Here is a 24,206-nt window from a genome sequence, read left to right on the forward strand (position 1 = left end):
TTTTTACAACTCTGGGATTGGTACGAGAAACTCGTTCAGGTAACAGAGTGTCTAAAATCTCTACAGTTAACCAACTTAAAAAAAGGGGAGTTCTTGTGATTGCAAGCGTTGAAATTTCGGGATAGCACGACGAATAACTCGCAATGTCCCAGTGAAACTCAGACGCAAAGGAGTGATACCCGCGCTCTTTGCAGCTTGAAACATCAATAACCGCACAGCCCAGTGTCCTAACAACCACCCGTAAACTTCCTGCACAACTTCACGCGGTTTTTGAGAGCGAATATGAGTTTTTCGTCCTGATAAATGTACTTTGAGTTCATCAATAGTATTTTCTACTTCCCAGCGTTGATGATATTCAATCGCCAGTAGTTGAGCCGGAAATTTCTCCAATTCCAATAAGCTGGTAATTAAGCGATATCTTAGTTGTTCCTCTGGGTTGTCGGTATTACCAATTGTGTATTCAATCACTCGGACTTGTATGGGCTGGCAAGCTTTTGAGCGGAATTTAGCAGGTGGATAAATCCAACTCAGATAAGAACCATCCGCCAGTGGTTCTTCGCACAAAAACTTGACATTTGCGGGAATTCTTCCTAAATAATCGCTACCAGTTGTGACAGTTGCTTGCACCATTGCATAAGAATGTAACCCTCTGTCCCACATCAACAACATCCCTGAACTCACGGAGCGTAATAATCTTAATGCCCGCACTCGTTCTCCTATTCGATATGGACACATCAATGCATCAAAGATTAAATGTGTTCCTGCTTCTACCAAAATGACTAATCGCAGTTTGGGAAATGCGGCTTGTGTGCCAGGACGGCTGCTCGGACGACCAAAAACTCTCGCATTTTCATCGCTGTCTGGCAGATCGAAGCAAGTCCGATCAATTACCACAATTCGCAATCCATTGAGAAATGCTCCTTTGGTATCGGTGCTAGCCATTGGTCGCACCAGTTGATGGAACAATTGACTCATCACCCTTGGACTTAATCGTTGTCGGGCTTGCGTTATTGCTGATTTACAAAAAACTCGCCAGTATTTCCCCACTTTCACCCATGCTTCGCTCAGCCCATCAATTAAGTTTTTCAGCACATCTCTCATCGAATCTCGTGACCACAGACTCATCGCAATTACCAAACAAATTACCAATTGTGCTGGTAACGAGCGTTTACGTTGTTCACAAACTTTAGTTTTAGCGATCGCTTGCTCGATCTCCGTGGATGGGATGGCTGCCTCTATCGCTTTGAACACATCACTACTTTGTATCGTAGGAGACAACAATGAGAAATCCTTCAGATGCACTACACTCACTTTCCATTCTTGGGAACAATGCTTAATTTACAACACTTTGAGCCTTAACTGAACCGTAGTGGTATATAATTCACCTACCTCCTGTCAAGGTTCGTAAACTTCAGGCTCTAAAATTTACGGCTAAATATTCATGACTAGTTAATGCTGGTTTTGAGCCGTAAGTGGTACGATTCCCCCTAGTCCTCCAGTTGTACATAGAAATTGTCCGTGAGGATCGGTAGGAAAAGGATGCAAAACATATCTGTAGGGGCGCACAATTTTTAGGGGCGCATAGCTGTGCGTCCCTACAGATCGTCGTTATCGCGTTTAAAAATCAATGGTATGAAAAACTCGCATAGAAAAAAATCTGTTTCTTCCCATTTTCGCTTTCTACTTGAGCCTATCTATTTCCAGAGAAAACGAATTATATATAGCTTGTTTGCCCTGGTAGCATTGCTGTGTACGACACAAATACCCGCGATCGCCAAAATTCCCGCTCCATCTGCGACGATTCCCAGTCAGTCAATCCCAATTGCACAGAAGGGCGATCGCCTGCAACAAGGGAAAACATTCTACGATACAGGTAAGTATGCAGAGGCAGTCAACGTACTACAACAAGCACTGCAAGACTACCGTGCTAAAAACGATACCCTCAAACAAGCCCTAGCTTTGAGCAACCTCTCGCTGACATATCAACAACTCGGCGCTTGGACAGAAGCAAAACAGGCGATCGATGAGAGTCTCAAGTTGCTGGGATTTTCTAAAGAGCAGGGGAGCAGAGGAGCAGAGGAGCAGGGGAGCAGGGGAGAAACCCACGACTCCCGCAGCCAAGAAGTTCTCGCCCAAGCTTTAGACATCCAAGCTAGATTGCAACTACTAACAGGGGAAACAGAAACGGCGATCGAGACTTGGGGGCGATCGGCAGCGCTCTATACTCAAGTTGGTAATAAAGCAGGAGAAATCCGCAGCCAAATTAATTCCGTCCAAGCATTACGGGCGATGGGGTTGTATAGCCGTGCCTTGACAAAATCGACCGAACTCAACCAATCTCTGCGTAACACTCCCGCTTCTCTGACTAAAGCAGTTAGTTTGCGCAGTTTGGGAGAAGTCCTACAACAAGTCGGTGACTTGGAACAGTCTCGCAAAACCCTACAAGAGAGTTTGCAAATTGCCCAAAGCCTACCCTCTGCGCCAGAAACCGCAGCAGCGCTATTGAGTTTAGGTAATACTGCCAGCGCTCAAGGAGACACTGAAGCTGCTTTAGATTACTATCAACAAGCAGAAAAGTCTGCTCCCACTGCCAATACCAAACTTCAAGCCCAACTCAATCAACTGCAATTATTAAGTCAAACTCAACGAGATTCAGCCGCCCGAGAATTAATTCCTCAAATCGAAACTCAACTAGCTCAATTACCTCCCAGCCGAGCTACAGTTTACGCCCATATTAATTTTGCCGATAGTTTGATGAAGCGAGGAGCGAGGAGCGAGGAGCGAGGAGCGAGGGAAGAAGAACAGGGGGGAGAGAAGATAGCTGGGGGAGCAACTACCAATGACCAACTACCAACTACCCAAGAAATTGCCCAAGTTCTAGCAACTGCGGTGCAACAGGCAAGGAGTTTGAAAGATCCGCGAGCTGAAGCTTATGCTTTGGGTAGCTTGGGTGGATTGTACGAACAGGTCGGACAGCTGGCAGAGGCGAAAAAACTGACTCAGCAAGCACTGTTGATTACTCAGTCAATCGATGCTCCAGATATTGCCTATAGCTGGCAATGGCAGCTGGGAAGGCTGCTGAAAGCGGAGAAAGATAACAAAGGTGCGATCGCGGCTTATGCTGATGCGGTGAAAACTCTCCAATCTCTGCGTAACGATCTAGTTAGTATCAATCCCAGCGTGCAATTTTCTTTTCGCGAGAGCGTAGAACCCGTGTATCGGCAGTTTGTCGGGTTGCTGTTGCAAGATGATGGCACTCAACCAAGCCAAGACAATCTCAACCAAGCGCGGAGCGTCTTTGAATCTCTTAAAGCTGCCGAACTCGTCGATTTCTTTCGAGCAGCTTGTTTGGATACCCAGCCAACTCAAATCGATCGCGTCGATCCTCAAGCGGCTGTGATTTATCCGGTGATTTTAGAAGACCGTTTGGAAGTTATTCTCAGCTTGCCCAAGCAACCTTTGCGCCATTATGCTACGGCTTTACCTCGCACTCAAGTCGAAAGCGCGATCGACCAGTTACGGCAAAATTTAGTGATCCGTTACTCTCAAGAATTTTTGACTCTCTCCCAACAAGTCTATGACTGGTTGATCCGACCCGCCGCTGCTGACATCGATAAGAGTGGTGTAAAAACTTTGGTATTCGTGCTGGATATTTCCTTGCAGAAGCTACCAATGGCGGCTCTGCACGATGGCAAACAGTATCTCGTTCAAAAATATAGCGTCGCTCTTACACCCAGTCTAGAATTACTCCAGCCCCAGCCTTTAAGCCGAGAGCGTTTGAGAGCCTTGACTGCTGGATTAACCGAACCACGAGGAGATTATCCAGCGCTGACGAATGTAGCCTTGGAGCTGAATCAAATTCGCTCGGAAGTGCCAGGAAGAGAGCTACTCAATCAAAATTTCACTAGCACATCGCTGAGAAACCAAATTAAATCTCTGCCTTTTTCCATCGTCCATATCGCCAGTCACGCTCAGTTTGGCTCGCAAGCCGATCAGACATATATTCTCGCTTGGGATGGACCGATCAATGTTAAGCAGTTAGACGAACTTCTGCGGGTACGCGAACCTAGCTCGGACTTAGAACGACCAAACGCGATCGAACTTCTCGTGTTAAGCGGCTGTCGTACCGTCGCCGGAGATAGACGAGCTGCGCTTGGTATGGCTGGAGTAGCAGTACGAGCCGGAGCGCGTAGCACCTTGGCGACTCTCTGGTATGTCAGCGATGCCGCTACCGTACCGTTAATGAGTCAGTTTTACCAGGAGCTATCTACGGCTGAGATGACTAAAGCCGAGGCACTCCGCCGCGCTCAACTCGCTCTACTAGAAAACCCCCGCTATCGCCATCCAGTTTACTGGGCTCCCTACGTTTTGGTAGGGAACTGGCTCTAGATTTGGTTGAGAGTTGACAGTTGACGGTTAACTCTCAACTTTTTAACCCGAAGTCTTGATCATTTCTCGCACTTTTTGCAGCAAGTCTGGGTTTTGTCTCAGGGTGAGAAAGATTTGATTGAATCGCTGGATATCTAAACCTTCGCCCTTGACAGCCTGCTCCATTTGCCCTTGGGTGGACTGCTCGATCTTTTCAATTTTAGCGTTGGCTTGGTCGAACTTCTTATTTTCGTCAGGGGTAATTTTGGTTGTGGGCTGCGCTTGAGGATTTCGGCGCGATTGGTAAATTTCGCCAAACCGTTTTTCGCTCAAATTTTCCTGCTGAATTGCTTGAACGATTTGATTTTGGGCGTTCTCTTGAATTGGTTGTAGTTTTTTGACTGCGTTAGCAAATTGTTGCAGTTCTTTCTGACTAACCTGCGATTGGGTTGGTTTTTGAGTTGGTGGCTGAGACTGGGAGGGTTGAGTTGGTTGAGTCGGACTTTGGGACGGGCTATCTGCCTGTGAAAGCTGGATTTCTTTCGGTACAGAACTTGATTGCGCCCAAGCAGCACCACCACTCAATGCCACTGCGATCGCCATACCTATGAATGATAGATATCTAGCTTTCATGCAAGTTACACCTCAAACAAACTTTTTCCATGAAATCATCGCACATAATTTCCCAAATCCTCCTAAGGAAAGATGTGCTTAGAGAACAAAATCTCTGCGGTATGTTTACCTATTTTGAAAAAAATTTGGCAGGCGATCGCTCCAGATACTCAACCCAGCAACGATTACCAGTCTTCTGCAAATAGTCTTATTTATCGGGTGCGATCGAGGACAATAATTATTTATATAACTTTTTCAAAATTTAAAACTTAAAAACATAAGTTAATGTAAGCATAACGAGCTAACCGCACACAGGAGAATTTCCCAATGAATCAACCTTTAAAAAGCCCATTGCATTATTGGTACGAATTTTTCAATCGTAGTGCGATCGTGCGTAGCCTAGAAACAATTCAGGATTTAATTGTCATCTCTCTGTGCGTCGGTTTGTTCTGTGTCATGGCAATTCAGCTGAGGGGAATATTTTTCATGTTGCTACCCCCGCTTAATTTCCACCAAATCGCGGCTGATATTCTGTTCCTACTAATTCTGGTTGAGTTGTTCAGACTGCTAATTATTTACCTGCAAGAACAACGAGTATCGATTGGTGTGATGGTGGAAGTATCCATTGTATCTGTATTGCGAGAAGTGATTGTGCGGGGAGTTTTGGAAGTACCCTGGAATCAAATTTTGGCTGCATGTGCCTTTTTGCTGGTATTAGCAGCCCTACTCGTTGTCCGCGTTTGGATACCCCCCACATTCAAAGGTATCGATCCTGAAAAGCAGTACGCCAAAACCTATCACAATGGATCTGCACCAGAAAAAAGCAAGCAATCTTACAAAGAGATTCGCTTATCGGAATAGCATCAACGTCTCTACACTATTCATCAAAAGAAAACTCATCTTCAATATCGTCCTCAATAGATCGTGCAGGCGTACTCCCTATACCCCAGAGAGGCTGCATCAAGGCTGTTGCAAAGACTCCTACACCAGCACTAACAGCTAAAACAAAACCAACGGGTAATTGAATTGTCTGGTAGCGTAAAAACTTTAGCCGAATTGGATCGGCATTTTGCATAGATAGCAGCGAGATCGCCACAATCCAAACAGCGACAACAGAAGAAGTGAGAAGACTAGCAAGGGATTTCATAGATTAGGGAGTAGGGAGTGGGGAGTCGGGAGTAGGAAGTAGTGAGAATTTGTGTTTATATTTCTCCTGTCTTTTGACTCCTGATTCCTCAGTTTTGACTTTTGACTTTTAACTTTTGACTTACCAATTACCATTACCAATTTGCCCGATCGCTCTTTCCATTTCCATCACAATTCGATCTTGCTTGTCGAGAGAGTTGGTTTCCATGTAGACGCGCATGAGGGGTTCCGTACCCGAAGGGCGTAACAGTATCCAGCTACCCTCTGCTAAATACAGTTTAACTCCGTCTTTACGACCCACTTCTTTAACTGCGATTCCGGCGATCGCCCTGGGAGGATTCCGGGTAAAACAGTCAATAATGGCGGCTTTGTGGGCATCGCTGAGGTGCAAATCGATGCGGTGGTTGTACAGGGGACCATCAGCATCAGCAATTGCTTCTGCAACTAGCTGACTTAATGGCTTACCCGTGTAGGCGATCGCCTCAGCGACTAGCATATTTGCTAATATCCCATCTTTTTCAGGAATATGCTCGATAACGCTTAAACCGCCCGATTCTTCGCCGCCAATTAATACGGTGGTTTCGCGCATTTTTTCCCCAATGTACTTGAATCCTACGGGAGTTTCGTACAAGGGTAATTTATATTTAGCGGCAAAATTATCGAGTAAACGTGTGGTGGCGACGGTACGGACGATCGCCCCGATTTTGCCTTTATTCTCAATTAAGTGACGGGCAAGCAGTAACAAGACGGCATTCGGCGTTAAGATATTGCCCAATTCGTCTACAATACCAAAGCGATCGCTATCTCCATCCGTGGCTAAGCCCAAGTCAGCAGCATCTGCTTGTACGGCTGCTACCAACTGAGTTAATTGTTCGCCTTTTGGTTCTGGCATTCCACCACCAAACAAGACATCTCGATAGGCGTGGAATGTTTCTAACTCGCAACCGCAGTGTTTCAATACCGTATCTAAGTAGCCGCGAGAAGTCGAGTAGAGGGCATCGTATTTAACTCTCAGCCTAGCATGACGAATTTTTTCGATATCGATCAGAGAGTAGATAAATCTCAGATATTCCGGCTGGGGATTAAAAGTAGAAATTCTGTCATTGCGGATAAATTTTGGCGGAGTATCCTCCACACCAAAAATATTTGCCACAATTGTATCAGTAATCTCTGGAGTAGCAGGACCAGCATAGTCGGGAATGTATTTAATCCCGCAATAGGGTGCAGGGTTGTGGCTAGCAGTGAACATTAATGCCCCTGCTGAGTTTAAGTAACGGGCATTATAAGCAATTACCGGAGTCGGACAATCGCGATCGGTAATTTTCACACTCCATCCCAATTCTGCTAGGACTTCGGCAGCGGTACGGGCAAATTTTTCTGCCAGAAAACGGGTGTCGTACGCCACCAAAACTGGTCTACTTTTAGTGTATGCAGTTTCTAGGTAACTTGCGATCGCCCTTGTGACTCGCCGGACGTTGGGGAAGGTAAAATCGTCAGCGATGATTCCCCGCCATCCGTCAGTACCGAATTTAATTTTGCCGATTTGACTGGCATTCACAGTTTGCCACCCTATATTCATCATTAATAGTACAAGAAGTTTCTTGCTTCACTCCTTTGTTAGACAGTCCGTATCTTTGTTGTTTCTTCTGAGAACGATGCCAATTCTTGGGCAACCCTTTGTTAGTTATCACTTGTGGTCGTTAGTTGTCCCAGCCGTAGGACAAGAACGCTGGCATTGCCAAATGAAGCGGGGTTTTATCAAAGCGAGACAAAAAGAACCCATCGTTCAATCGTTACTTACCCAAGCTAGTATTCCGCAGCGGATTGGGTTGTTGGCGCAAAAAGGCGTTTACGAGTTCCACCGTCACCGTCAATTTCTGACTCAACCTGATGGCGTGGAAAGAGTCTCGCAGTTACTTAAACTCGGCAAATTAACCGCACAAGTTCAGCAGCGAGTAACGCAGATTCTCAAAAATTATCACGCTCATCCACTATTAGCAGGAAAACATATTATCGAATTAACCAGCGGTGAGGAAGGATTTCCCAAACCGATTTGGATCGAACAACAAAATTACCGATTTCGACTCTATGCTACGATGGACTGTATTTTAACAGAATCAGATAAAACATTACACATTATCGATTTTAAAACAGGTAAATCACTCTTCGACCAAAGACAAGCATTTGTCTATCTCGTTGCTGCCCGTTATTTATATCCTCAATATACAGCAGTTGCCTCATTTTATAATTTAGAGCAATGTAAAAAATCTGCCCTAATCCGCGTCACACCTAGCCAACTTGACGCAATTGAAAATCAATTAGCGGCGATCGCAACTCGTCACCAACAAGATATTAACAACTACGAGAAAAACCCTTATAACTTCAGTAAAATATTTCCTCCCAATCCAGGTTATCACTGTCGGCATTGTTCCTTCAGTGCAATTTGCGAATTCTCCAACTTCAAACCCTCCAAGTAGTTCTATCAAAATATCTTCGCGCCCTTCTTTGCGCCTACTCTTCGAGAACGCTCCGCGTATGCGTCTTTGCGCGACATAAAAACAGATCTTTGGCAAATACCCCGAGAAGGGCAGGTTTACAAATATCTTTACATAAATGCAGAGATTGCTGGTGAACCTGCCCCTACGGTATATGTCATTATATATAAAATTATTCCAACAGCTAACTTTTGGTTGATGATTTCTCTCAATAGCTTTTTTATAACAAATGTAAAATATACTTTCGAGAGAAATCCATGTCTGAATTAATCAAAGACTCTTTACCAACACCAACCAAACAAAGATTTGCTGCTGCTTTTCGCATTGTTAGTAGGTTTAGCTTTTGGATACAATTAGCATTAGCTAGTACCTCTGGAATTGCCTTAATATTTGCCATCCTCAGCCGCAATGCCAGCGAGGTAGTAGAGAACGGCAGTATTAGTCTTAGTATATTTTTAGCAATTGTCGGTGTATTACTAGCTGCCTTTAGCGTAGTTTGGGCTTTTCGAGATCGAAGCTTAGCCAGACGCTTACAATCAAGCGATCGCACGATTCATCCTCGCAAAGAAGAAGTCATTCAAGCTTTAAAAATTGGTTTAATCGTCAGCTTTATCGGGATGTTAATAGCTTTTGTTGCATCTGAAGTCAGCGCGATCGCAGTCTTATCAAAATCCTTATCTGTTCCTCAAGGAGTTGCAATCTACAATCGCCAAAATTTAATTCGTTCTTTAGATATGTTGGTAATTTTATCTAATGTTAATTTAATTGGGACTCATTTAGTCGGTAGTATCACCTCTTTAGGATTACTTGAATGGATCGATTAAAGAGTGGAGGCGATCGCACTTCATCCTTCACGTTAGCTTACCGAATCGATGTCATGTCGCTTTTTCGGTAGACGGCGATGTATGGGCTTGCAACAATAGCCAGTATGGAATCGAATTGCGTACCCGTGCAAATGAACTTAAATCTCTTGCCATCGCGCACTGAAATGGAACGAGCGGCTCACAATAAAGATGCTAGCTATGACGGCGTGTTTTTTGTGGCTGTCCGCACGACAGGAATTTTTTGTCGCCCTTCTTGTCCTGCCCGTGCGAAACTGGAAAACGTTGAATTCTTTCCCTCAATACAAGATGCCGTTCTTGCGGGTTATCGTCCTTGTAAGAGATGTCATCCGCTTTTAGCGTACGGAGCATTGCCAGATTGGGTGACGACATTAATGCAGCGCGTGGAAACCGCACCAGATCTAAAAATTACAGCCGCAGAACTGCGGGAGCTAGGAACAACTCCCGAACGAGTTCGACGTTGGTTTCGAGAGCATTACGGCATGACATTTGTAGAATGGTGTCGCGGCAGACGATTGGCGAATGCTTTCACTCAAATTCGAGCAGGAGCCACGTTAGATGATGTTGTCTTTGCCAATCAATATGAATCTCATAGTGGGTTTAGAGAAGCCTTCAGTAAAGCCTTTGGTGTCCCACCAGGACAAAGCCAAACCAGTGACTTTATTGCAATGCAAATTTTGGAAACACCTTTAGGAGCATTACTTGTTGGTGCAGTTAGTCAAGGTATCTGTTTAATTGAATATACAGATAGGCGAATGCTTGAGCTTAACTATGCAACAATTCGCAAACGTTTTGGTTATCCAATTCTACCTGTGACAAATCATCATATCGAGCAGTTACGAGATGAACTGGCGCGTTATTTCGCAGGTAAGCTAACCGAGTTTACAACTCCTTTGGTTCCACAAGGAACTGCATTTCAAGAAAAAGTTTGGTCGGAGTTACAACGCATTCCTTATGGGACGACAATATCTTATGATGAACTGGCTCGGCGGATCGGTCAGCCAACAGCAGTTCGTGCCGTAGCTAGAGCAAATGGGATGAATCGGATCGATATCCTGATTCCCTGCCATCGCGTAATTGGTAAAGATGGACAGTTAACTGGATACAACGGCGGCATTTGGCGAAAACGGTTGCTGTTAGAACTAGAACGTACTAGAAAATTGCCAAGCCACGAAACAATTCAGTAATTTTGAATAGCCCCCTTTTTAAGAGAGTTGGGGGATTGAAACAATTCAGTAATTCTGAATAGCCCCCTTTTTAAGAGAGTTGTGGGATCGAAAAACTACTAAGCATTTTGCAATTTTAAAAATGAAACTAATCGATTTAGCGCGCTTGTTTTTACTCGCCGCGCTTTGGGGTGGTTCGTATTTATTTATCCGTATTGCGGCTCCTGTTTTAGGAGTCGTCTTCACCATCAGCTTACGAATTATTTTAGCAGCATTTGCATTAGGTTTGTCTGGCGCGATCGACTCACCATTCAAACTCAAAAGCCGTTGGCAGTCTTATCTTTTGTTGGGCTTGTTCAACAATGTTATTCCTTTCTTGCTAATCGCGATCGCTGTTGTCAACATTAATGCTTCAATTGCGGCAATTTTAAATGCAACAGCTCCTCTATTTACAGCGATCGTTTCAGCTATTTGGTTGAAAGAATCATTAAACAAACGCAAAGTTATCGGATTAGTGTTAGGAATTGTTGGAGTTGCTATTCTAGTTGGTTGGAGTCCCTTACCACTATCGCCTCCAGTCATTTTTGGAGGAATATCAGCTTTAATTGCAGCCCTTTCCTATGGTATTGCTGCTGTGTATGCTCGTCGTAGATTTATACATGACCGAGTCACTGAAACTGCCTTCGGACAATTAACTAGTTCGAGTATTTTGCTGATTCCGGTTGCTTTTGCAACTTTTCCTCAAACACTTCCCTCGCTCGAAGTTATTTTTGCAGTCGTCGTACTGGCGATCGCGTGTACTGCTATTGCCTATCCGCTCTACTTCCAACTAATTTCTAACATTGGTGCGACTGGAGCTATAACCGTTGCTTTTTTAATTCCTGTTTTCAGTCTGTTATTTGGCAATATTTTACTCGGTGAACCCGTAAATTCTGGCTTAATTTTTGGATTGATAACAATTTTACTGAGCGTTTGGTTAGTCATTAATCCAAAACAGAAGAAATAATGGCGATCGCGTTCCGCCTTCACCTCAACTAATTTGTCAGAATCAATATGAGAGATATTTTATTTTGAGAGTGAATGCAGCGATCGCAACTCGTTACTAAAGATTTAGTCCTGATTGGCGGCGGTCACAGCCATGCTATTGTCCTGAGAATGCTGGGCATGAAACCGATACCAGGCATTCGAGTCACATTAATTACAGAAGCGTCAGATACACCTTATTCGGGGATGTTACCCGGTCACGTTGCCGGATTTTACACTCATGAAGAATGCCATATCGATCTGCGACGTTTAGCTCAATTTGCTCGGGTGCAATTTTATCGCGATCGCGTTGTTGGATTAGATTTAGTCAATAAAAAAGTTATTTGTGCCAAGCGTCCGTCTGTAGCCTACGATCTGCTTTCCGTTGATATTGGCAGCACTCCGGCTCAAATTTCCGTACCTGGTGCAGCAGAGTACGCGATTCCCGCTAAACCAGTGGCGCAGTTTCTGCAACATTGGTATGACTTGTGTAGAGACGTTACATGTAACGTCTCTACATTGCGTTTGGGAATTGTCGGTGGAGGTGCTGGGGGAGTAGAGTTAGCAATGGCAATGCAGGGTCATTTGCAGTCTATAAGATCCCCCCAACCCCCCTTAAAAAGGGGGGCTAAGTCTTCTCGCTTATTTAGGGAGGAGAGGGAAGATCGAGATCTAGAAATTCATCTATTTCAACGCGGTGCTGAATTAATGCCAAATTACAATTGCTGGGTACGGCATCGCTGTCAAGAGATTTTAATTCATAAAGGAATTCAATTACATCTAAAAGAAACCGTTTGTGAAATTCAAGTCAAATCTTTCCCGACTCCCGACTCCCGTACGGGCGGGTTTGGAAACTCGCCCCTACCAACACCCTACACCATCAAATGCGAATCTGGATTGCAGGTAGAATGCGATCGCCTCTTCTGGGTGACGCAAGCCTCCGCACCCGATTGGCTGCAAGCCGCCGGAATCGCCACTGACGAACGCGGTTTTATTCTCGTCAACGATGCATTGCAATCAATTTCCCATCCAGATGTATTTGCGGCGGGTGATATTGCCTCAATGGTAAATTATCCCCGTCCCAAAGCTGGAGTATTTGCCGTGCGTCAGGGTAAACCTTTATTTAAAAACCTGCGACGGGCAATATTAGGGCGATCTTTACAGCCTTACAAACCACAGAAACAATATTTAAGCTTAATCGGTACGGGAGACGGCAAAGCGATCGCGGCATGGGGAAACTTTGGTTTTGGCGCTACTGGCTGGCTGTGGCGCTGGAAAGATGCGATCGATCGCAAATTTATGCAACGGTTTAGTAATTTGCCAGAAATGGCAGAAAAAAGTCAAAAGTCAAAAGTCAAAAGTCAAAACTTAAAATCCACAATCCAAAATCCTCCGACTCCCGACTCCCGACTCCCGACTCCCTCAAAAATGCCTTGCGCTGGCTGTGGTTCTAAGGTTAGCAGCACAGTTTTAGAAAGGGTACTCAATCAAATCAAGCAAGATAGTACTAACTGGTGCGATCGCCAAGATATTATTATCGGGCTAGATGCTCCTGATGATGCGGCGGTGGTGGAAGTACCAAGAGGATTGTGGATGGTACACACCATAGACCATTTCCGCAGTCTCATCAACGATCCGTATATTTTTGGACAAATTACTGCCAACCATTGCCTCAGCGATATTTTTGCAATGGGTGCGACACCTCAAAGTGCATTGGCGATCGCTACCATTCCCTACGCTTTAGAATCCAAAATAGAAGAAACTCTTTATCAGTTACTATCCGGTGCAGTCAAAGTGCTATCTGACGCGCAGACACCTTTAGTAGGCGGACATACCACTGAAGGAGCTGAATTAGAATTTGGATTATCTTGTAACGGTTTAGTCCACCCCGACAAACTTCTTTGCAAAGGTGGGATGATGTCAGGACAAATCCTAATTTTAACTAAAGCCCTTGGTACGGGAACCCTTTTTGCTGCCGAGATGCAACGGGAAGCTAAAGGAGATTGGATCGATCGCGCCATAATATCGATGTTGCGATCGAATCAAGTCGCAGCTGCTTGTTTGATGGCACATGGAGCCACTGCTTGTACTGATGTTACAGGTTTTGGACTTGCCGGACATTTGTATGAAATGGTTCGAGCTTCCCAAGTGGCTGTAGATTTAGATTTAGAAGCAATTCCCGCCCTAGAAGGTGCGATCGCTACATTACAAAAAGGGATTGTCAGTTCGCTGCAAGCGGAAAATTTACGCATTGCTCATTTTATGACCGATCGAAACATCGCTCGTTCGGAATCCGTCAGCCAGTCTGCTCGGTACTCTCTCTTATTCGATCCGCAGACATCGGGCGGTTTACTAGCATCAATTCCAGCAGAGCAAGCCAGTCAATGTTTAAATAACCTACACGGTTTAGGTTGTACACAAAGTTGCACTATTGGCAAGGTAGTAGATTTAGAGGGCGATCGCCAACCAATCGCCTTATCTATTTTGTAGGGGCGCACAGCTGTGCGCCCCTACCAGATTATGCACGCACGCGGACGATATTACATCATACCCATGCCACCCATGCCACCCATACCACCCATGCCGCCCATGCCGCCCATACCACCCATGTCAGGAGCAGCAGCAGCTTTCTTCTCGGGCTTTTCAACGACTAGGGCTTCGGTCGTTAAAACCATACCAGCAATAGAACCAGCGTTTTGTAATGCCGAACGCACAACCTTAGCAGGATCGAGAATGCCAGCAGCAATCAGATCTTCAAATTCTCCAGTTGCCGCATTATAACCGACGTTGAAATCGGTTTCCCGCACTCTTTCAACGACGACAGAGCCTTCAACTCCTGCATTGTCTGCCATTTGGCGTAAGGGAGCTTCTAGCGCTCTAGCAATGATTTCAGCTGCCACTTTTTCTTCGTCTTGCAGGCTGGCTTTGAATTCGTCCACCTTCTTCGCTAAGTGGATTAGGGTTGTACCACCACCAGGGACGATACCCTCTTCGACTGCGGCTTTCGTCGCGTTCAGCGCGTCTTCAATTCGCAGTTTGCGGTCTTTGAGTTCGGTTTCGGTAGCTGCACCAACTTTAATGACTGCAACACCACCAGCTAGCTTGGCAATTCGCTCTTGCAGTTTCTCTTTGTCGTAGTCCGAGTCAGATTCTGCTAGTTGTTTGCGAATTTGGCTGATGCGCTTTTCCACATCAGCTTTATTTTCGCCTTCGGCGACAATTGTGGTAGATTCTTTGTCGATGATGACTTTACGAGCGACACCCATCATCTCCAAAGAAGCGGTATCCAAGCTTAAGCCGATTTCTTCCGAAATCAACTGACCACCAGTTAGTACGGCGATGTCGCGCAACATTTCTTTACGGCGATCGCCAAATCCTGGAGCTTTAATCGCGCAGACGCTCAACACGCCACGAGCTTTATTCACAACCAAAGTTGCTAAAGCTTCTCCATCGACATCCTCAGCAATAATAATCAAAGGTTGTCCGGCACGAGCGACTTTTTCTAAAATCGAAATCAAATCTTGGATCGTGCTAATTTTCTTGTCTGTAATCAACAGGCGAGGATTCTCAAACTCTGCTACCATCCGCTCGTTGTCGGTGATGAAGTAGGGAGAAATATAACCTCGATCCAACTGCATCCCTTCTACCACGTCTAAATCGGTCGTGAGAGACTTGGATTCCTCAACGGTAATTACACCGTCTTTGGTAACTCTCTCCATTGCCTCAGCGATCATCGCCCCGACTTCTTCATCGTTTCCAGCCGAGACAGTCGCCACAGATGCGATCGCATTTCCTTCGACTGGTTTGGCGACAGCAGCAATTTCTTCTACTAGCTTGGCAACGGTCTTCTCGATTCCGTGACGCAGCGCCACTGGATTTGCACCCGCTGCTACGTTCTTCAATCCCTCGCGAATCATTGCTTGGGCGAGAACTGTCGCCGTAGTCGTACCATCTCCAGCTACATCTTTGGTTTTCGATGCAACTTCCTGAATCAGACGCGCCCCAGTATTTTCTAGGGGGTCTTCCAACTCAATTTCTTTAGCTACGGTAATCCCATCATTGACAATCTGAGGCGCACCGTATTTTTTCTCTAACAGGACGTTGCGACCTTTTGGACCCAGGGTAATTTTCACGGCATCGGCAAGGGCATTCACACCCCGTTCCAATGCCCGCCGCGATTCATCATCAAACGCAACGATTTTTGACATACGCTTCGTTTCCTCAAGCTTCCATTAGTCAATTTAGCACTCTCTTGAGTTGAGTGCTAATGAAACTACTGGCGTTTAGCAATTAGCTAACAGCTAATTGCTAAACGCTAATCGCTCTTAAGCCATAACCATGCCACCATCGACGTTGAAGACTTGACCTGTAATATATCCAGCAGCAGGATCGGCGGCGAGAAAGCGCACCATACCAGCAACTTCTTCGGGTTTGCCGTAACGACTAAGAGGAATATATTTCAGAATATCTTCAGAATCAATGTTGCTAGTCATATCAGTGGTGATAAAACCAGGGGCAACAGCATTGACGATAATGCCACGGGAGGCAAGTTCTTTCGCAACGGTTTTAGTAAATCCGATCGCCCCAGCTTTTGCGGCACTATAGTTTGCTTGACCAGGATTGCCCATTTGTCCGGCTACAGAAGCAATATTAATGATGCGCCCGCTGCGTTGTTTGAGCATGATTTTGCTGACAGCTTTGGTACAAAGGAATACACCTGTAAGATTGAGGTCGATGACTGCTTGCCAGTCTTCCGGTTTCATTCGCAATAACAAAGTATCGCGGGTAATACCAGCATTGTTTACCAAAACATCAATTCGCTTCCATTTTTCTATAACAGTATTAACCAGAGTATCTACTTGAGCCGCGTCCGAGACATCGGCTGGAATTGCGATCGCACTACCCCCCGCCGCCTCAATTTCTTCTACAACTTCTTTAGCAGCGGAACTAGAACTTGCGTAGTTTACAACAACGTTCGCCCCTTCTGCGGCTAAACTCAAAGCGATCGCCCGTCCAATTCCTCGCGAAGCCCCGGTAACGATTGCAACTTGTTGGCGTAACCGTTGTAAATCCTCTGGCAATACTTCCATAAACAATGACTCTTGCGTAAATACTCTCACTTAGCGATCGCACTTAAACCACCGCGCTAACCATCTTATCAAGAGGGAGTAGGGAGTAGGGGAAAGAGAGAGTCGCGGAGCAATTACAAGTCACAAGTCACAAGTCACAATTCAACCCTACACCCGCATCAACACGCACCACTCACCACTACTTGAGATATAACAGTAAAAAAACTGAGTTAAATCTCATGGCTACTAAACAGCAGTTCAATAATTTTGCTGAAATGATCTCTGGTGCTGATGTGCCTGTACTGGTAGATTTTTACGCTGCATGGTGCGGTCCTTGCCAGATGATGGCTCCAATTTTAGAACAAGTAAACGAGCGTCTCAAATCTAAAATCCGTATTGTGAAAATCGATACTGATAAATATCCACAACTCGCTAGTCAATATCAAATTCATGCCTTGCCCACATTAGTACTATTTAAGCAGGGTCAACCAGTCGATCGCATTGAGGGCGTAGTACCAGCACCTAATTTAATCGAACATTTACAAGCTCTAATTTAGTCAAAATATTTCATTCAATAAAAAGCCCGCATTTGCGGGCTTTTACTGTAGGAAAAAGCTATTTTATTCGCAATGATGACAATTATGATAACGGTAATGATATCAGTTATGACAGCAATGAATCGTCAGCGGTTGTCGCTGAAAAACTTTCAGGCGATCGCTCCGCTAACCAACTCATTTTTTCTTTGTCTTTCTTAACTTTAATTAACAATTCTAAATAAGCAATGGGTACGATAATTGGCCAAAAAAGAGTGACTATGACTAAAAATATTCTGAGTAAAAGTAATTGAGAGCGTTTGCCAAGGTCTCGCTGCATGATGTCTGCCCACTGAGTAAACAGACAAGCCGCGATTGTAACATAGAAAGTTGCCCCAGCAGTAATAATTGTTTGTAGCATCATTTTCTAAAAAGTCATTTTCTAAAAACAGGTTGAGTCTGAAAAGAATTCAGCAGCTACCCCAAATCAGCAGCGCGATCGACGAAGTTCTCGTTAACACGCTCTTTTGAGCGCTATGTAGCCCGAACACCCTGTAACGATCTGACCCGAAAGCCTTAACTAATCGATATTTATCCGTAGCACCTTGCTAGTAAATCGCTTTCAAGCCACAAAAGACTCTGACAATAAAATACGCCAGCCCAAAAAGTTATTCCAGACTAGTGCTATGAATGCTCGTACACCCTCACACGCGCTTCCAGCAATTCCCGATCTTGTTTATGTATTATTTCACACTTTTAACTTGCGGACAATACAGAGGCAGCGATCGGAGACAATGAAATTCAAACTCGATATATCTAATACTACGTTGGTACTGAAGATAGAAGACAGTTTATAAAGGTTTTCTTATACATCAAGCGAAGGTTAAGTAATATGAATAGACTGACAGCAACTCTACTAGTTTCTTGTCCCGACCGACAAGGATTAGTCGCAAAAATTGCCAATTTTATTTATGCCAATGGTGGTAACATTATCCATGCCGATCAGCATACAGACTTTGCTGCTGGTTTGTTTCTAACCCGGATTGAATGGCAATTAGAGGGTTTTCATCTATCGCGAGAGTTAATTGCGCCTGCCTTTGGCGCGATCGCGCAGCCTCTAGAGGCTCGATGGCAACTACACTTTTCCGACACCATCCCACGCCTTGCTATTTGGGTGAGTCGGCAAGAACATTGCTTATTCGATTTAATTCTTCGACAACAGGCAAAAGAGTATGCCGCAGAAATTCCCCTGATTATTAGCAATCATCCCGATTTGGAATGGGTGGCAAAACAATTCGGTATAGATTATTACTATATTCCCGTTAACAAAGATAACAAAGCGGCTCAAGAGGAAAAACAGTTAGAACTTTTGCACCAGTACGACATCGATCTCATCGTTCTGGCAAAATATATGCAAATTCTCAGTCCCGAATTTATTACCCGATTTCCTCAAGCAATTAACATTCACCATTCGTTCCTTCCTGCTTTTGTAGGCGCAAATCCATACCAGAAAGCTTACGAACGCGGAGTAAAAATTATCGGTGCTACCGCTCATTACGTAACATCAGAACTCGATGCTGGACCAATTATCGAACAAGATGTCGTCCGCATCAGCCACCGAGATGAGGTCAGCGACCTGATCCGTAAAGGTAAAGATTTAGAACGAGTCGTTTTAGCTAGAGCCGTGCGATCGCATTTACAACACCGTGTCTTAATTTACGGGAATAAGACTGTGGTGTTTGAGTAGTGAAAAGGATTATGCGTAGACTACAACGAAAAGCTGCTCTAACTGATAAAAATACAATTACAGTATTTTTACAGAGGATGATTTTAAGATATAAAATCTACAATCAATTCAGTTCTTAAGAATTTTCTAATATTTGTTCCATCTACAAAGGCAATTTCTATGTCAATTCTAGAGAAATTCTTCACCTTCGGCTTTGTCTCTACTTTTAGTGTAGCCCTCATAGCAACCTGGTGGCGCTACATTCCTAGCATAGTTGCTACTTATCGCAAGATTATGAGTAAGTATGGACAAACAGAATTAACAGTTAATAGTTAATATTGAATATTTCCATTGTGTCCTATTAAATTAAATTCTGAGGTATTTGTTTCATTCTCATTTGGATTTGTAAAGCTAACTGACCTGCTTGCGCCGTCATTTCTTCAACTCTGAGTGCTATTCCTTCTAGATCGAAATATGGTAACTCCATCCATTGTTTGACTTTTTCCATTAATGATAGCGCGATCGCAAAAGATATTCCTTCATTGCGATCGCATTGAAAATTTTCAACGATAACTGGTTGCTTCTGGGTACGGGGGCGAAATGTAGCTGTAAAACCGAGTGGCTGCGTTTCGCCTTTTTCGTGCAACAACACCTTACCATCGAAGACCATTTTGTTATCTCCGGGTAACTGTAATTGCATCTGCTGCATTTCTAAAATAACAGTTTGTCCGTCTACATTTATTTTAAAATTACGTGCTTTTTTTAATACGTACTCGGACTTCAAAGCGCGATTTAAATCTGGTTCTGTAATGACAATTTTGGCAATAGCATCTAACGGTTTATCTAATTCAACCTTGCCAAAAAGAGCGCTGAGTGGATTCACATCAACTTTATCCGTCTGCACCTCAATTTCTTGCAGGCGGATGTCTTTTTGTATAACTACGCCTTGTCCAGTAAAATCTACTGAATCTGCTTGCCCTAAAATTAGCTTTAAGAGATTTGTTTGAATATCAACATCAATTTTTTCAGCGTTATCTACTTGGCTAGATATTCCTACTTCTGCTACTGCATCGATGACTTGTTCTTCTAACCGTGGCTCGTTATCCATCTTGCGATCGCATCCTTTTGACTCTGCTTGAGATCGATGTTAGACCCGCAGTATTAAGGAATGTATCTGCAATTTGGCATAAGAATGAATGGTAGGGTGGGCAATACCCACCTTACTTATAACCAACAACTGACATTTGCATCCCATTTTCAGAAGGGACAATTGTAATGCCTCGCCGAACTGGAGAAACGGGACGAGAATTTGCTAGTTCTAATTCATACTGCGATAACACAGCAGCAAGTACGAGTTTCATTTCATATAGCGAAAAAGCTGCACCAATACAACCGCGACTACCACCACCAAAGGGAAGATATTCAAAGGGTGAAAATTTTTGTTGTAGGAATCTTTCTGGTTGAAATTTTTCTGGTTGAGGATAGATTTCTTCTCTTCTATGGGTGAGGTAAATACAAGGTATGATAATTGTCCCAGCGTTGAATTTATCTCCTGCAATTTGTACGGAGTCTCTTACCATTCGAGGAGTACAAATTAAAGCAATGGGGTGAACTCGGAGGGATTCTTGACAGATAGCAGTAAGATATGGGAGTTGGGCGATCGCATCTGGTTGAGTACGATCTGCATTATTCAATTCTTGTTGTAGGCGATCGCGCACTTGTGGATGAGAATGGATCAGGTAAAATGCCCATGCTAAGGCTGCTGCTGTAGTTTCATAGCCTAATAATAAAAGAGACATCAACTGATCGCGTAATTCCTCATCATTCATCTGCTGTCCATTTTCATCCCGTGCCGACATTAACATTGATAAAATATCGGTGCGGGTTGAATCGTTTTCTCGTCGCCGTTGCGATATTTCTGCATAGATTAATTGGTCAATTTGTTGTCTGCGCCTGACAAAATGTCCCCAAGGACTCCACGCACCTAAATCTTTTTGTAATGGGGGAAAAAAGAATAAACTGGAGTACCAGGGAGTAGTAACATCTTCTAGTAGCGAACTTAACTGAACTTTTAATTGTTCGTACCTTTCCCCAGGACTAATACCGAATACAACTTGTAAAATAATTTGTAGAGTAATGTCGGGGAGGAAGTGGTTAATAGAAATCTGTTTGCCAATTTGCCATTGTTGAGTCACAGCTTGAGTAATTTGACAAATAATTTGCCCGTAAGCTTTCATGCGATCGCCATGAAAAGGAGGTAGCATTAATTGGCGTTGGCGTTGATGACTTTTCCCTTCTTGTAAAATTAAAGATTGCTCCCCCATCAAAGGTTGAAATACGTGAGTTGCTTTTTTATAATCAAATTGCTCTGAAGGAATAGCGAAAATCTCTTTAATTGCTTGTGGCTGGCTGAAAAATACAACTGGCGGAGAATTTAAACCTAAAACTCTCACAGCAAATGGGTCGCTGTATTTGTTGGCACAAGTGGTTAAAAACTCGATTGGATTGGCAATTAGCTGGAGCGTTTGCAGTAATGCTGGAGTTTTGTTTACCTCAGTTAACTTCATCTTAAATTGGTAGACAATGCTGTTACGGAGATTTATTTATATATTAACTAAAAATTATTTGAGAATAAAAATATATTTTTATTTATTAGGGCAGCAGCAACGATTTTGAATCAAGTATAAGTTGTTAAAAATCCATTTCAGAATTTTATCATATCACTTCGATCTCACTCAATGAATTTTCGATTGAAACTAATTTTTGGGCGCGCTCATCTGCGTCAGAATTTCTGCTGTAAACATGCGATCTATAGTTAGACAAATCCAACTGATATGTATAGACAGACCGTATACAACATAAAGCAGAGATTAAATGTAAAATAATTAAAATTATCTAAAAAGTACAAATACTCAAATTAGAGAGGGTCTTCAGCATGACGGCATCGACCGAAGCGGCAAAGATAGTAACACCAGAATTTTGTCAAGGAATTCAGTATTTTGGCGAAACTTTGCCAGGATTCGAGCAATATGGCAAACAAGCAGCGATCGCACCCAATAAAACTGCTATTACCGATCCTAGCGATCCGACGGCTGTATTTCAAACCCTCCTCTATGCCGATGCTTTACGTTATTTAACAGTCCAGGTTACGGGGAGTAAAGCTTCGGGACACCCTGGTGGCTTTGCCTCGCAAGTAGAAGCTTATGCAGCTTTAGTAATGTTGGGTTACAAAAACATCATTACCGAAGTCGGACACCACGCCCCAGGATTTTACAGCGCCATGTTCTTAGATCGTTCGTTAGAAGACATGGGCATTACTACTGTACAACAATTGCGCGATCGCTTCCGCGAACATCACGGTTTATTGGGACACCTTTCTGGCTTTATTCCTGGTATTCTCGCCCCTGCGGGACCATTGGGACAAGGGCAACACTTCGCCATGTCAGCCGCCCGTCTCCACCCCGATCAATTATTCCCCGTCACGATTGGCGATGGTGGGTTAGGCGAACCCTACATCATGAGTAGCATGGCGCATTTCCACACAGCCTATCCAGGCGTGACAAATTTCTTGCCCGTCTTGGTGTGGAATGGCTACAGTCAGGAACATCATAGTATGGTGTCCACTCAATCCAACGAACGGATGATGGCATACTGGCACGGTAACGGTTTTGAAGAAGTCGTGTTAGTCGATGCCAAAGACTTTGACGACAAAAACCAACCAGGCGATTATGTCGATAGTACGGCTTTTTCCTTCGAGCAGCGCTTAGCTTTCACCAAAGCCGTGTTAGTTGCAACCGATGAAGCTACCCGTTCGGCTTTGAGTGGAAAACTGACGGTATTAATCATCAAACAATTAAAAGGGGCTGGAGTCCATGCGAGAGGGGCAAAATCTCACAACCTCTATGCGATGCATACTCTCGATAACCCCGATATTGTCAACGCCCTTAAAACTCGTGCTTTAGCACCTGCTGCATGGGAAATCGTGCGGACGAACTGCGAACGCGCTGGTGGTGGTTCGGCGAGTCGGGTAGCTGTAACGGAATCTGTATTACCGCTAGCAGAACTTGGGGAATTGCCGTTAGAAGAATATGCTGTAGGGGGAGATCCGAAAGTCTCGACAACAGCGATGGGTAAATTAGTGGCGAAAGTGGGAGAATGCGATCGCAACTACATTGTTACCAACGCTGACGGTAATGAAGCGTCTGGAATTGCCAACATTAACCAAGCATTAAAAATTATCCACCCCACCGAAGATCCTGTATATAACCAAACCCCAGGCGGACAAGTTTACGAACCGCTAAGTGAAGATGCTTGTGCCGGTTTAGCTGCTGGTTCGGCGTTGATGGGTAGTCGTACCTTGTGGTGTTCTTATGAATCTTTTGCGATTAATGGTTTACCAATTTGGCAAACGGTAACGCAAGCAATGGCAGAATTACGTCGCCCTACACCTTCAACTGTGACTTTGTTTACTGCTGGGGCTTTAGAACAAGGGCGGAACGGTTGGACGCACCAACGCCCCGAAATTGAAGCATATTTCGCCGCTATGATGCGAAATGGAAATGTATTTCCCCTATTTCCACCCGATGCAAATTCAATTCAAGTTTGTTACGATTGGGCGCTGACGACGAAGAATAAGGGTGTTGTCATTACTGCAAGTAAGTCACCTTTACCAATTCGCACGACATTTGAACAAAGTAGGAAAGCGATTCAAGATGGCGCGGTAGTACTGCAAGAAATTAAAGGTAGCAAGACAGTAGTATTTGCGGTGATTGGCGATATGGTGTTGATGCCTGTATTTGAAGCTGCAACTTATTTAGAAGCGCAAGAAATTGGCGTGAGAATTGTTTCTGTCGTCAATCCTCGTCGTTTGTATCGTCCTAGCGATGTTGCTTGGGATTCCTGTTCTGAACCGGATGGGGAATTTTTGAATGATGCTGGATTTGAAGCGTTATTTGGTGGCGATGCTTTGGTTGGAGTAGCATCTGGTGCCAGTGGGATGTTGGAACCAATTATGTTGCGGAGTCATTGCAAGCGCGATACGTTTGCTTGGAAGCGAGGAGAAACCACCGCAAGTCCCGCACAATTGATGGCAATTAATGGCATGACGGCTGAGAATTTGGTGAAACGCGCTTTGGAATTGGTTGGTTAGATTCCATCGTAATTCTTGGTTACGTGCATGATATTGGTAGGGGCGCACAGCTGTGCGCCCCTCCTTTATATTTCATC

At 44.2% G+C, this 24,206-nt stretch carries 21 protein-coding genes; 12 read left to right on the forward strand and 9 right to left on the reverse strand.

What is annotated here, in order from left to right; all coding sequences use genetic code 11:
- Positions 1–75: 75 nt before the first annotated feature.
- The gene (locus N4J56_RS01855; protein ID WP_410500401.1) at positions 76–1,212 is read right to left on the reverse strand and encodes an IS4 family transposase; all 1,137 of its coding nucleotides are present in this window, start codon (positions 1,210–1,212) and stop codon (positions 76–78) included.
- A 513-nt stretch (positions 1,213–1,725) separates the two neighbouring features.
- On the opposite strand from N4J56_RS01855, the gene N4J56_RS01860 reads away from it, so the two are divergent.
- Positions 1,726–4,389 carry a CHAT domain-containing protein gene (locus tag N4J56_RS01860; protein ID WP_317104886.1) on the forward strand — a complete coding sequence of 888 codons (2,664 nt, stop codon included), beginning with the start codon at positions 1,726–1,728 and terminating at the stop codon, positions 4,387–4,389.
- Between the two features lie 42 nt (positions 4,390–4,431).
- On the opposite strand, the gene N4J56_RS01865 is transcribed toward N4J56_RS01860, so the two are convergent.
- Positions 4,432–5,001, reverse strand: coding sequence for a DUF4168 domain-containing protein (locus tag N4J56_RS01865; RefSeq protein WP_317104887.1), 570 nt, complete (start codon positions 4,999–5,001; stop codon positions 4,432–4,434).
- A gap of 306 nt (positions 5,002–5,307) precedes the next feature.
- Here N4J56_RS01865 and N4J56_RS01870 point away from each other — a divergent pair, with 306 nt between their 5' ends.
- Positions 5,308–5,841 carry a phosphate-starvation-inducible PsiE family protein gene (locus tag N4J56_RS01870; RefSeq protein ID WP_317104888.1) on the forward strand — a complete coding sequence of 178 codons (534 nt, stop codon included), beginning with the start codon at positions 5,308–5,310 and terminating at the stop codon, positions 5,839–5,841.
- Between the two features lie 16 nt (positions 5,842–5,857).
- Here N4J56_RS01870 and N4J56_RS01875 read toward each other — a convergent pair whose 3' ends face one another.
- Together N4J56_RS01875 and N4J56_RS01880 are read right to left on the reverse strand one after the other, a co-directional pair.
- Complete coding sequence (locus N4J56_RS01875) at positions 5,858–6,127, reverse strand: LapA family protein (protein WP_317104889.1); 270 nt, start codon at positions 6,125–6,127, stop codon at positions 5,858–5,860.
- A gap of 120 nt (positions 6,128–6,247) precedes the next feature.
- Positions 6,248–7,708, reverse strand: a complete 1,461-nt coding sequence (locus tag N4J56_RS01880) for a phosphoglucomutase/phosphomannomutase family protein (RefSeq protein ID WP_410500292.1) — start codon at positions 7,706–7,708, stop codon at positions 6,248–6,250.
- A gap of 73 nt (positions 7,709–7,781) precedes the next feature.
- Between N4J56_RS01880 and N4J56_RS01885 the strand changes: the two genes are divergently transcribed.
- From N4J56_RS01885 to selD, 5 genes are all read left to right on the forward strand, one after another.
- Positions 7,782–8,603: a PD-(D/E)XK nuclease family protein gene (locus N4J56_RS01885; RefSeq protein ID WP_317104891.1), complete on the forward strand. Its 822-nt coding sequence runs from the start codon at positions 7,782–7,784 to the stop codon at positions 8,601–8,603.
- Between the two features lie 275 nt (positions 8,604–8,878).
- Positions 8,879–9,445, forward strand: coding sequence for a DUF3611 family protein (locus tag N4J56_RS01890; RefSeq protein ID WP_317104892.1), 567 nt, complete (start codon positions 8,879–8,881; stop codon positions 9,443–9,445).
- Positions 9,446–9,549: 104 nt separating this feature from the next.
- Positions 9,550–10,650 (forward strand): methylated-DNA--[protein]-cysteine S-methyltransferase, encoded by a 1,101-nt coding sequence (locus tag N4J56_RS01895; RefSeq protein WP_317104893.1) that lies wholly within the window; start codon positions 9,550–9,552, stop codon positions 10,648–10,650.
- A gap of 121 nt (positions 10,651–10,771) precedes the next feature.
- Entirely contained in the window at positions 10,772–11,635 is an 864-nt protein-coding gene (locus N4J56_RS01900) for a DMT family transporter (protein ID WP_317104894.1), read from the forward strand.
- 74 nt (positions 11,636–11,709) lie between these two features.
- Positions 11,710–14,142 (forward strand): selenide, water dikinase SelD, encoded by a 2,433-nt coding sequence (selD, locus tag N4J56_RS01905; RefSeq protein WP_317104895.1) that lies wholly within the window; start codon positions 11,710–11,712, stop codon positions 14,140–14,142.
- Positions 14,143–14,192: 50 nt separating this feature from the next.
- Here selD and groL read toward each other — a convergent pair whose 3' ends face one another.
- Both groL and fabG read right to left on the reverse strand, forming a co-directional pair.
- On the reverse strand, positions 14,193–15,860 hold the full coding sequence (gene groL, locus N4J56_RS01910; RefSeq protein ID WP_317104896.1) for a chaperonin GroEL: 1,668 nt from the start codon (positions 15,858–15,860) through the stop codon (positions 14,193–14,195).
- A 117-nt stretch (positions 15,861–15,977) separates the two neighbouring features.
- On the reverse strand, positions 15,978–16,742 hold the full coding sequence (fabG, locus tag N4J56_RS01915; RefSeq protein ID WP_317104897.1) for a 3-oxoacyl-[acyl-carrier-protein] reductase: 765 nt from the start codon (positions 16,740–16,742) through the stop codon (positions 15,978–15,980).
- Between the two features lie 218 nt (positions 16,743–16,960).
- Between fabG and trxA the strand changes: the two genes are divergently transcribed.
- Complete coding sequence (gene trxA, locus N4J56_RS01920) at positions 16,961–17,278, forward strand: thioredoxin (protein WP_015152568.1); 318 nt, start codon at positions 16,961–16,963, stop codon at positions 17,276–17,278.
- A gap of 106 nt (positions 17,279–17,384) precedes the next feature.
- Here trxA and N4J56_RS01925 read toward each other — a convergent pair whose 3' ends face one another.
- On the reverse strand, positions 17,385–17,678 hold the full coding sequence (locus N4J56_RS01925; protein WP_317104898.1) for a hypothetical protein: 294 nt from the start codon (positions 17,676–17,678) through the stop codon (positions 17,385–17,387).
- 262 nt (positions 17,679–17,940) lie between these two features.
- Between N4J56_RS01925 and N4J56_RS01930 the strand changes: the two genes are divergently transcribed.
- The 3 genes from N4J56_RS01930 (at position 17,941) to N4J56_RS01940 (ending at position 19,316) form a co-directional block, all read left to right on the forward strand.
- Positions 17,941–18,111 carry a hypothetical protein gene (locus N4J56_RS01930; protein WP_317104899.1) on the forward strand — a complete coding sequence of 57 codons (171 nt, stop codon included), beginning with the start codon at positions 17,941–17,943 and terminating at the stop codon, positions 18,109–18,111.
- Positions 18,112–18,146: 35 nt separating this feature from the next.
- The gene (purU, locus tag N4J56_RS01935) at positions 18,147–19,001 is read left to right on the forward strand and encodes a formyltetrahydrofolate deformylase (RefSeq protein ID WP_317104900.1); all 855 of its coding nucleotides are present in this window, start codon (positions 18,147–18,149) and stop codon (positions 18,999–19,001) included.
- Positions 19,002–19,160: 159 nt separating this feature from the next.
- On the forward strand, positions 19,161–19,316 hold the full coding sequence (locus N4J56_RS01940) for a hypothetical protein (protein WP_317104901.1): 156 nt from the start codon (positions 19,161–19,163) through the stop codon (positions 19,314–19,316).
- 25 nt (positions 19,317–19,341) lie between these two features.
- On the opposite strand, the gene N4J56_RS01945 is transcribed toward N4J56_RS01940, so the two are convergent.
- Both N4J56_RS01945 and N4J56_RS01950 read right to left on the reverse strand, forming a co-directional pair.
- Positions 19,342–20,088, reverse strand: a complete 747-nt coding sequence (locus tag N4J56_RS01945) for a DUF2993 domain-containing protein (RefSeq protein WP_317104902.1) — start codon at positions 20,086–20,088, stop codon at positions 19,342–19,344.
- Positions 20,089–20,200: 112 nt separating this feature from the next.
- Complete coding sequence (locus N4J56_RS01950; protein WP_317104903.1) at positions 20,201–21,547, reverse strand: cytochrome P450; 1,347 nt, start codon at positions 21,545–21,547, stop codon at positions 20,201–20,203.
- A 368-nt stretch (positions 21,548–21,915) separates the two neighbouring features.
- Here N4J56_RS01950 and N4J56_RS01955 point away from each other — a divergent pair, with 368 nt between their 5' ends.
- Positions 21,916–24,129 (forward strand): phosphoketolase, encoded by a 2,214-nt coding sequence (locus N4J56_RS01955; protein ID WP_317104904.1) that lies wholly within the window; start codon positions 21,916–21,918, stop codon positions 24,127–24,129.
- Positions 24,130–24,206: the final 77 nt, after the last annotated feature.

Source organism: Chroococcidiopsis sp. SAG 2025, assembly GCF_032860985.1.
Taxonomy (GTDB): Bacteria; Cyanobacteriota; Cyanobacteriia; order Cyanobacteriales; family Chroococcidiopsidaceae; genus Chroococcidiopsis.

Excerpts from the sequence above, each read along its gene's own strand:
- N4J56_RS01870 (WP_317104888.1), top strand. The coding sequence starts at position 5,308 with ATGAATCAACCTTTAAAAAGCCCATTGCATTATTGGTACGAATTTTTC.
- fabG (WP_317104897.1), bottom strand. The coding sequence starts at position 16,742 with ATGGAAGTATTGCCAGAGGATTTACAACGGTTACGCCAACAAGTTGCA.
- N4J56_RS01885 (WP_317104891.1), top strand. The coding sequence starts at position 7,782 with ATGCCAATTCTTGGGCAACCCTTTGTTAGTTATCACTTGTGGTCGTTA.
- N4J56_RS01925 (WP_317104898.1), bottom strand. The coding sequence starts at position 17,678 with ATGATGCTACAAACAATTATTACTGCTGGGGCAACTTTCTATGTTACA.
- trxA (WP_015152568.1), top strand. The coding sequence starts at position 16,961 with ATGGCTACTAAACAGCAGTTCAATAATTTTGCTGAAATGATCTCTGGT.
- N4J56_RS01890 (WP_317104892.1), top strand. The coding sequence starts at position 8,879 with ATGTCTGAATTAATCAAAGACTCTTTACCAACACCAACCAAACAAAGA.
- groL (WP_317104896.1), bottom strand. The coding sequence starts at position 15,860 with ATGTCAAAAATCGTTGCGTTTGATGATGAATCGCGGCGGGCATTGGAA.
- N4J56_RS01895 (WP_317104893.1), top strand. The coding sequence starts at position 9,550 with ATGGAATCGAATTGCGTACCCGTGCAAATGAACTTAAATCTCTTGCCA.
- N4J56_RS01930 (WP_317104899.1), top strand. The coding sequence starts at position 17,941 with ATGAATGCTCGTACACCCTCACACGCGCTTCCAGCAATTCCCGATCTT.
- N4J56_RS01900 (WP_317104894.1), top strand. The coding sequence starts at position 10,772 with ATGAAACTAATCGATTTAGCGCGCTTGTTTTTACTCGCCGCGCTTTGG.
- N4J56_RS01940 (WP_317104901.1), top strand. The coding sequence starts at position 19,161 with ATGTCAATTCTAGAGAAATTCTTCACCTTCGGCTTTGTCTCTACTTTT.
- N4J56_RS01880 (WP_410500292.1), bottom strand. The coding sequence starts at position 7,708 with ATGATGAATATAGGGTGGCAAACTGTGAATGCCAGTCAAATCGGCAAA.
- N4J56_RS01875 (WP_317104889.1), bottom strand. The coding sequence starts at position 6,127 with ATGAAATCCCTTGCTAGTCTTCTCACTTCTTCTGTTGTCGCTGTTTGG.
- N4J56_RS01950 (WP_317104903.1), bottom strand. The coding sequence starts at position 21,547 with ATGAAGTTAACTGAGGTAAACAAAACTCCAGCATTACTGCAAACGCTC.
- N4J56_RS01865 (WP_317104887.1), bottom strand. The coding sequence starts at position 5,001 with ATGAAAGCTAGATATCTATCATTCATAGGTATGGCGATCGCAGTGGCA.
- selD (WP_317104895.1), top strand. The coding sequence starts at position 11,710 with ATGCAGCGATCGCAACTCGTTACTAAAGATTTAGTCCTGATTGGCGGC.
- N4J56_RS01955 (WP_317104904.1), top strand. The coding sequence starts at position 21,916 with ATGACGGCATCGACCGAAGCGGCAAAGATAGTAACACCAGAATTTTGT.
- purU (WP_317104900.1), top strand. The coding sequence starts at position 18,147 with ATGAATAGACTGACAGCAACTCTACTAGTTTCTTGTCCCGACCGACAA.
- N4J56_RS01945 (WP_317104902.1), bottom strand. The coding sequence starts at position 20,088 with ATGGATAACGAGCCACGGTTAGAAGAACAAGTCATCGATGCAGTAGCA.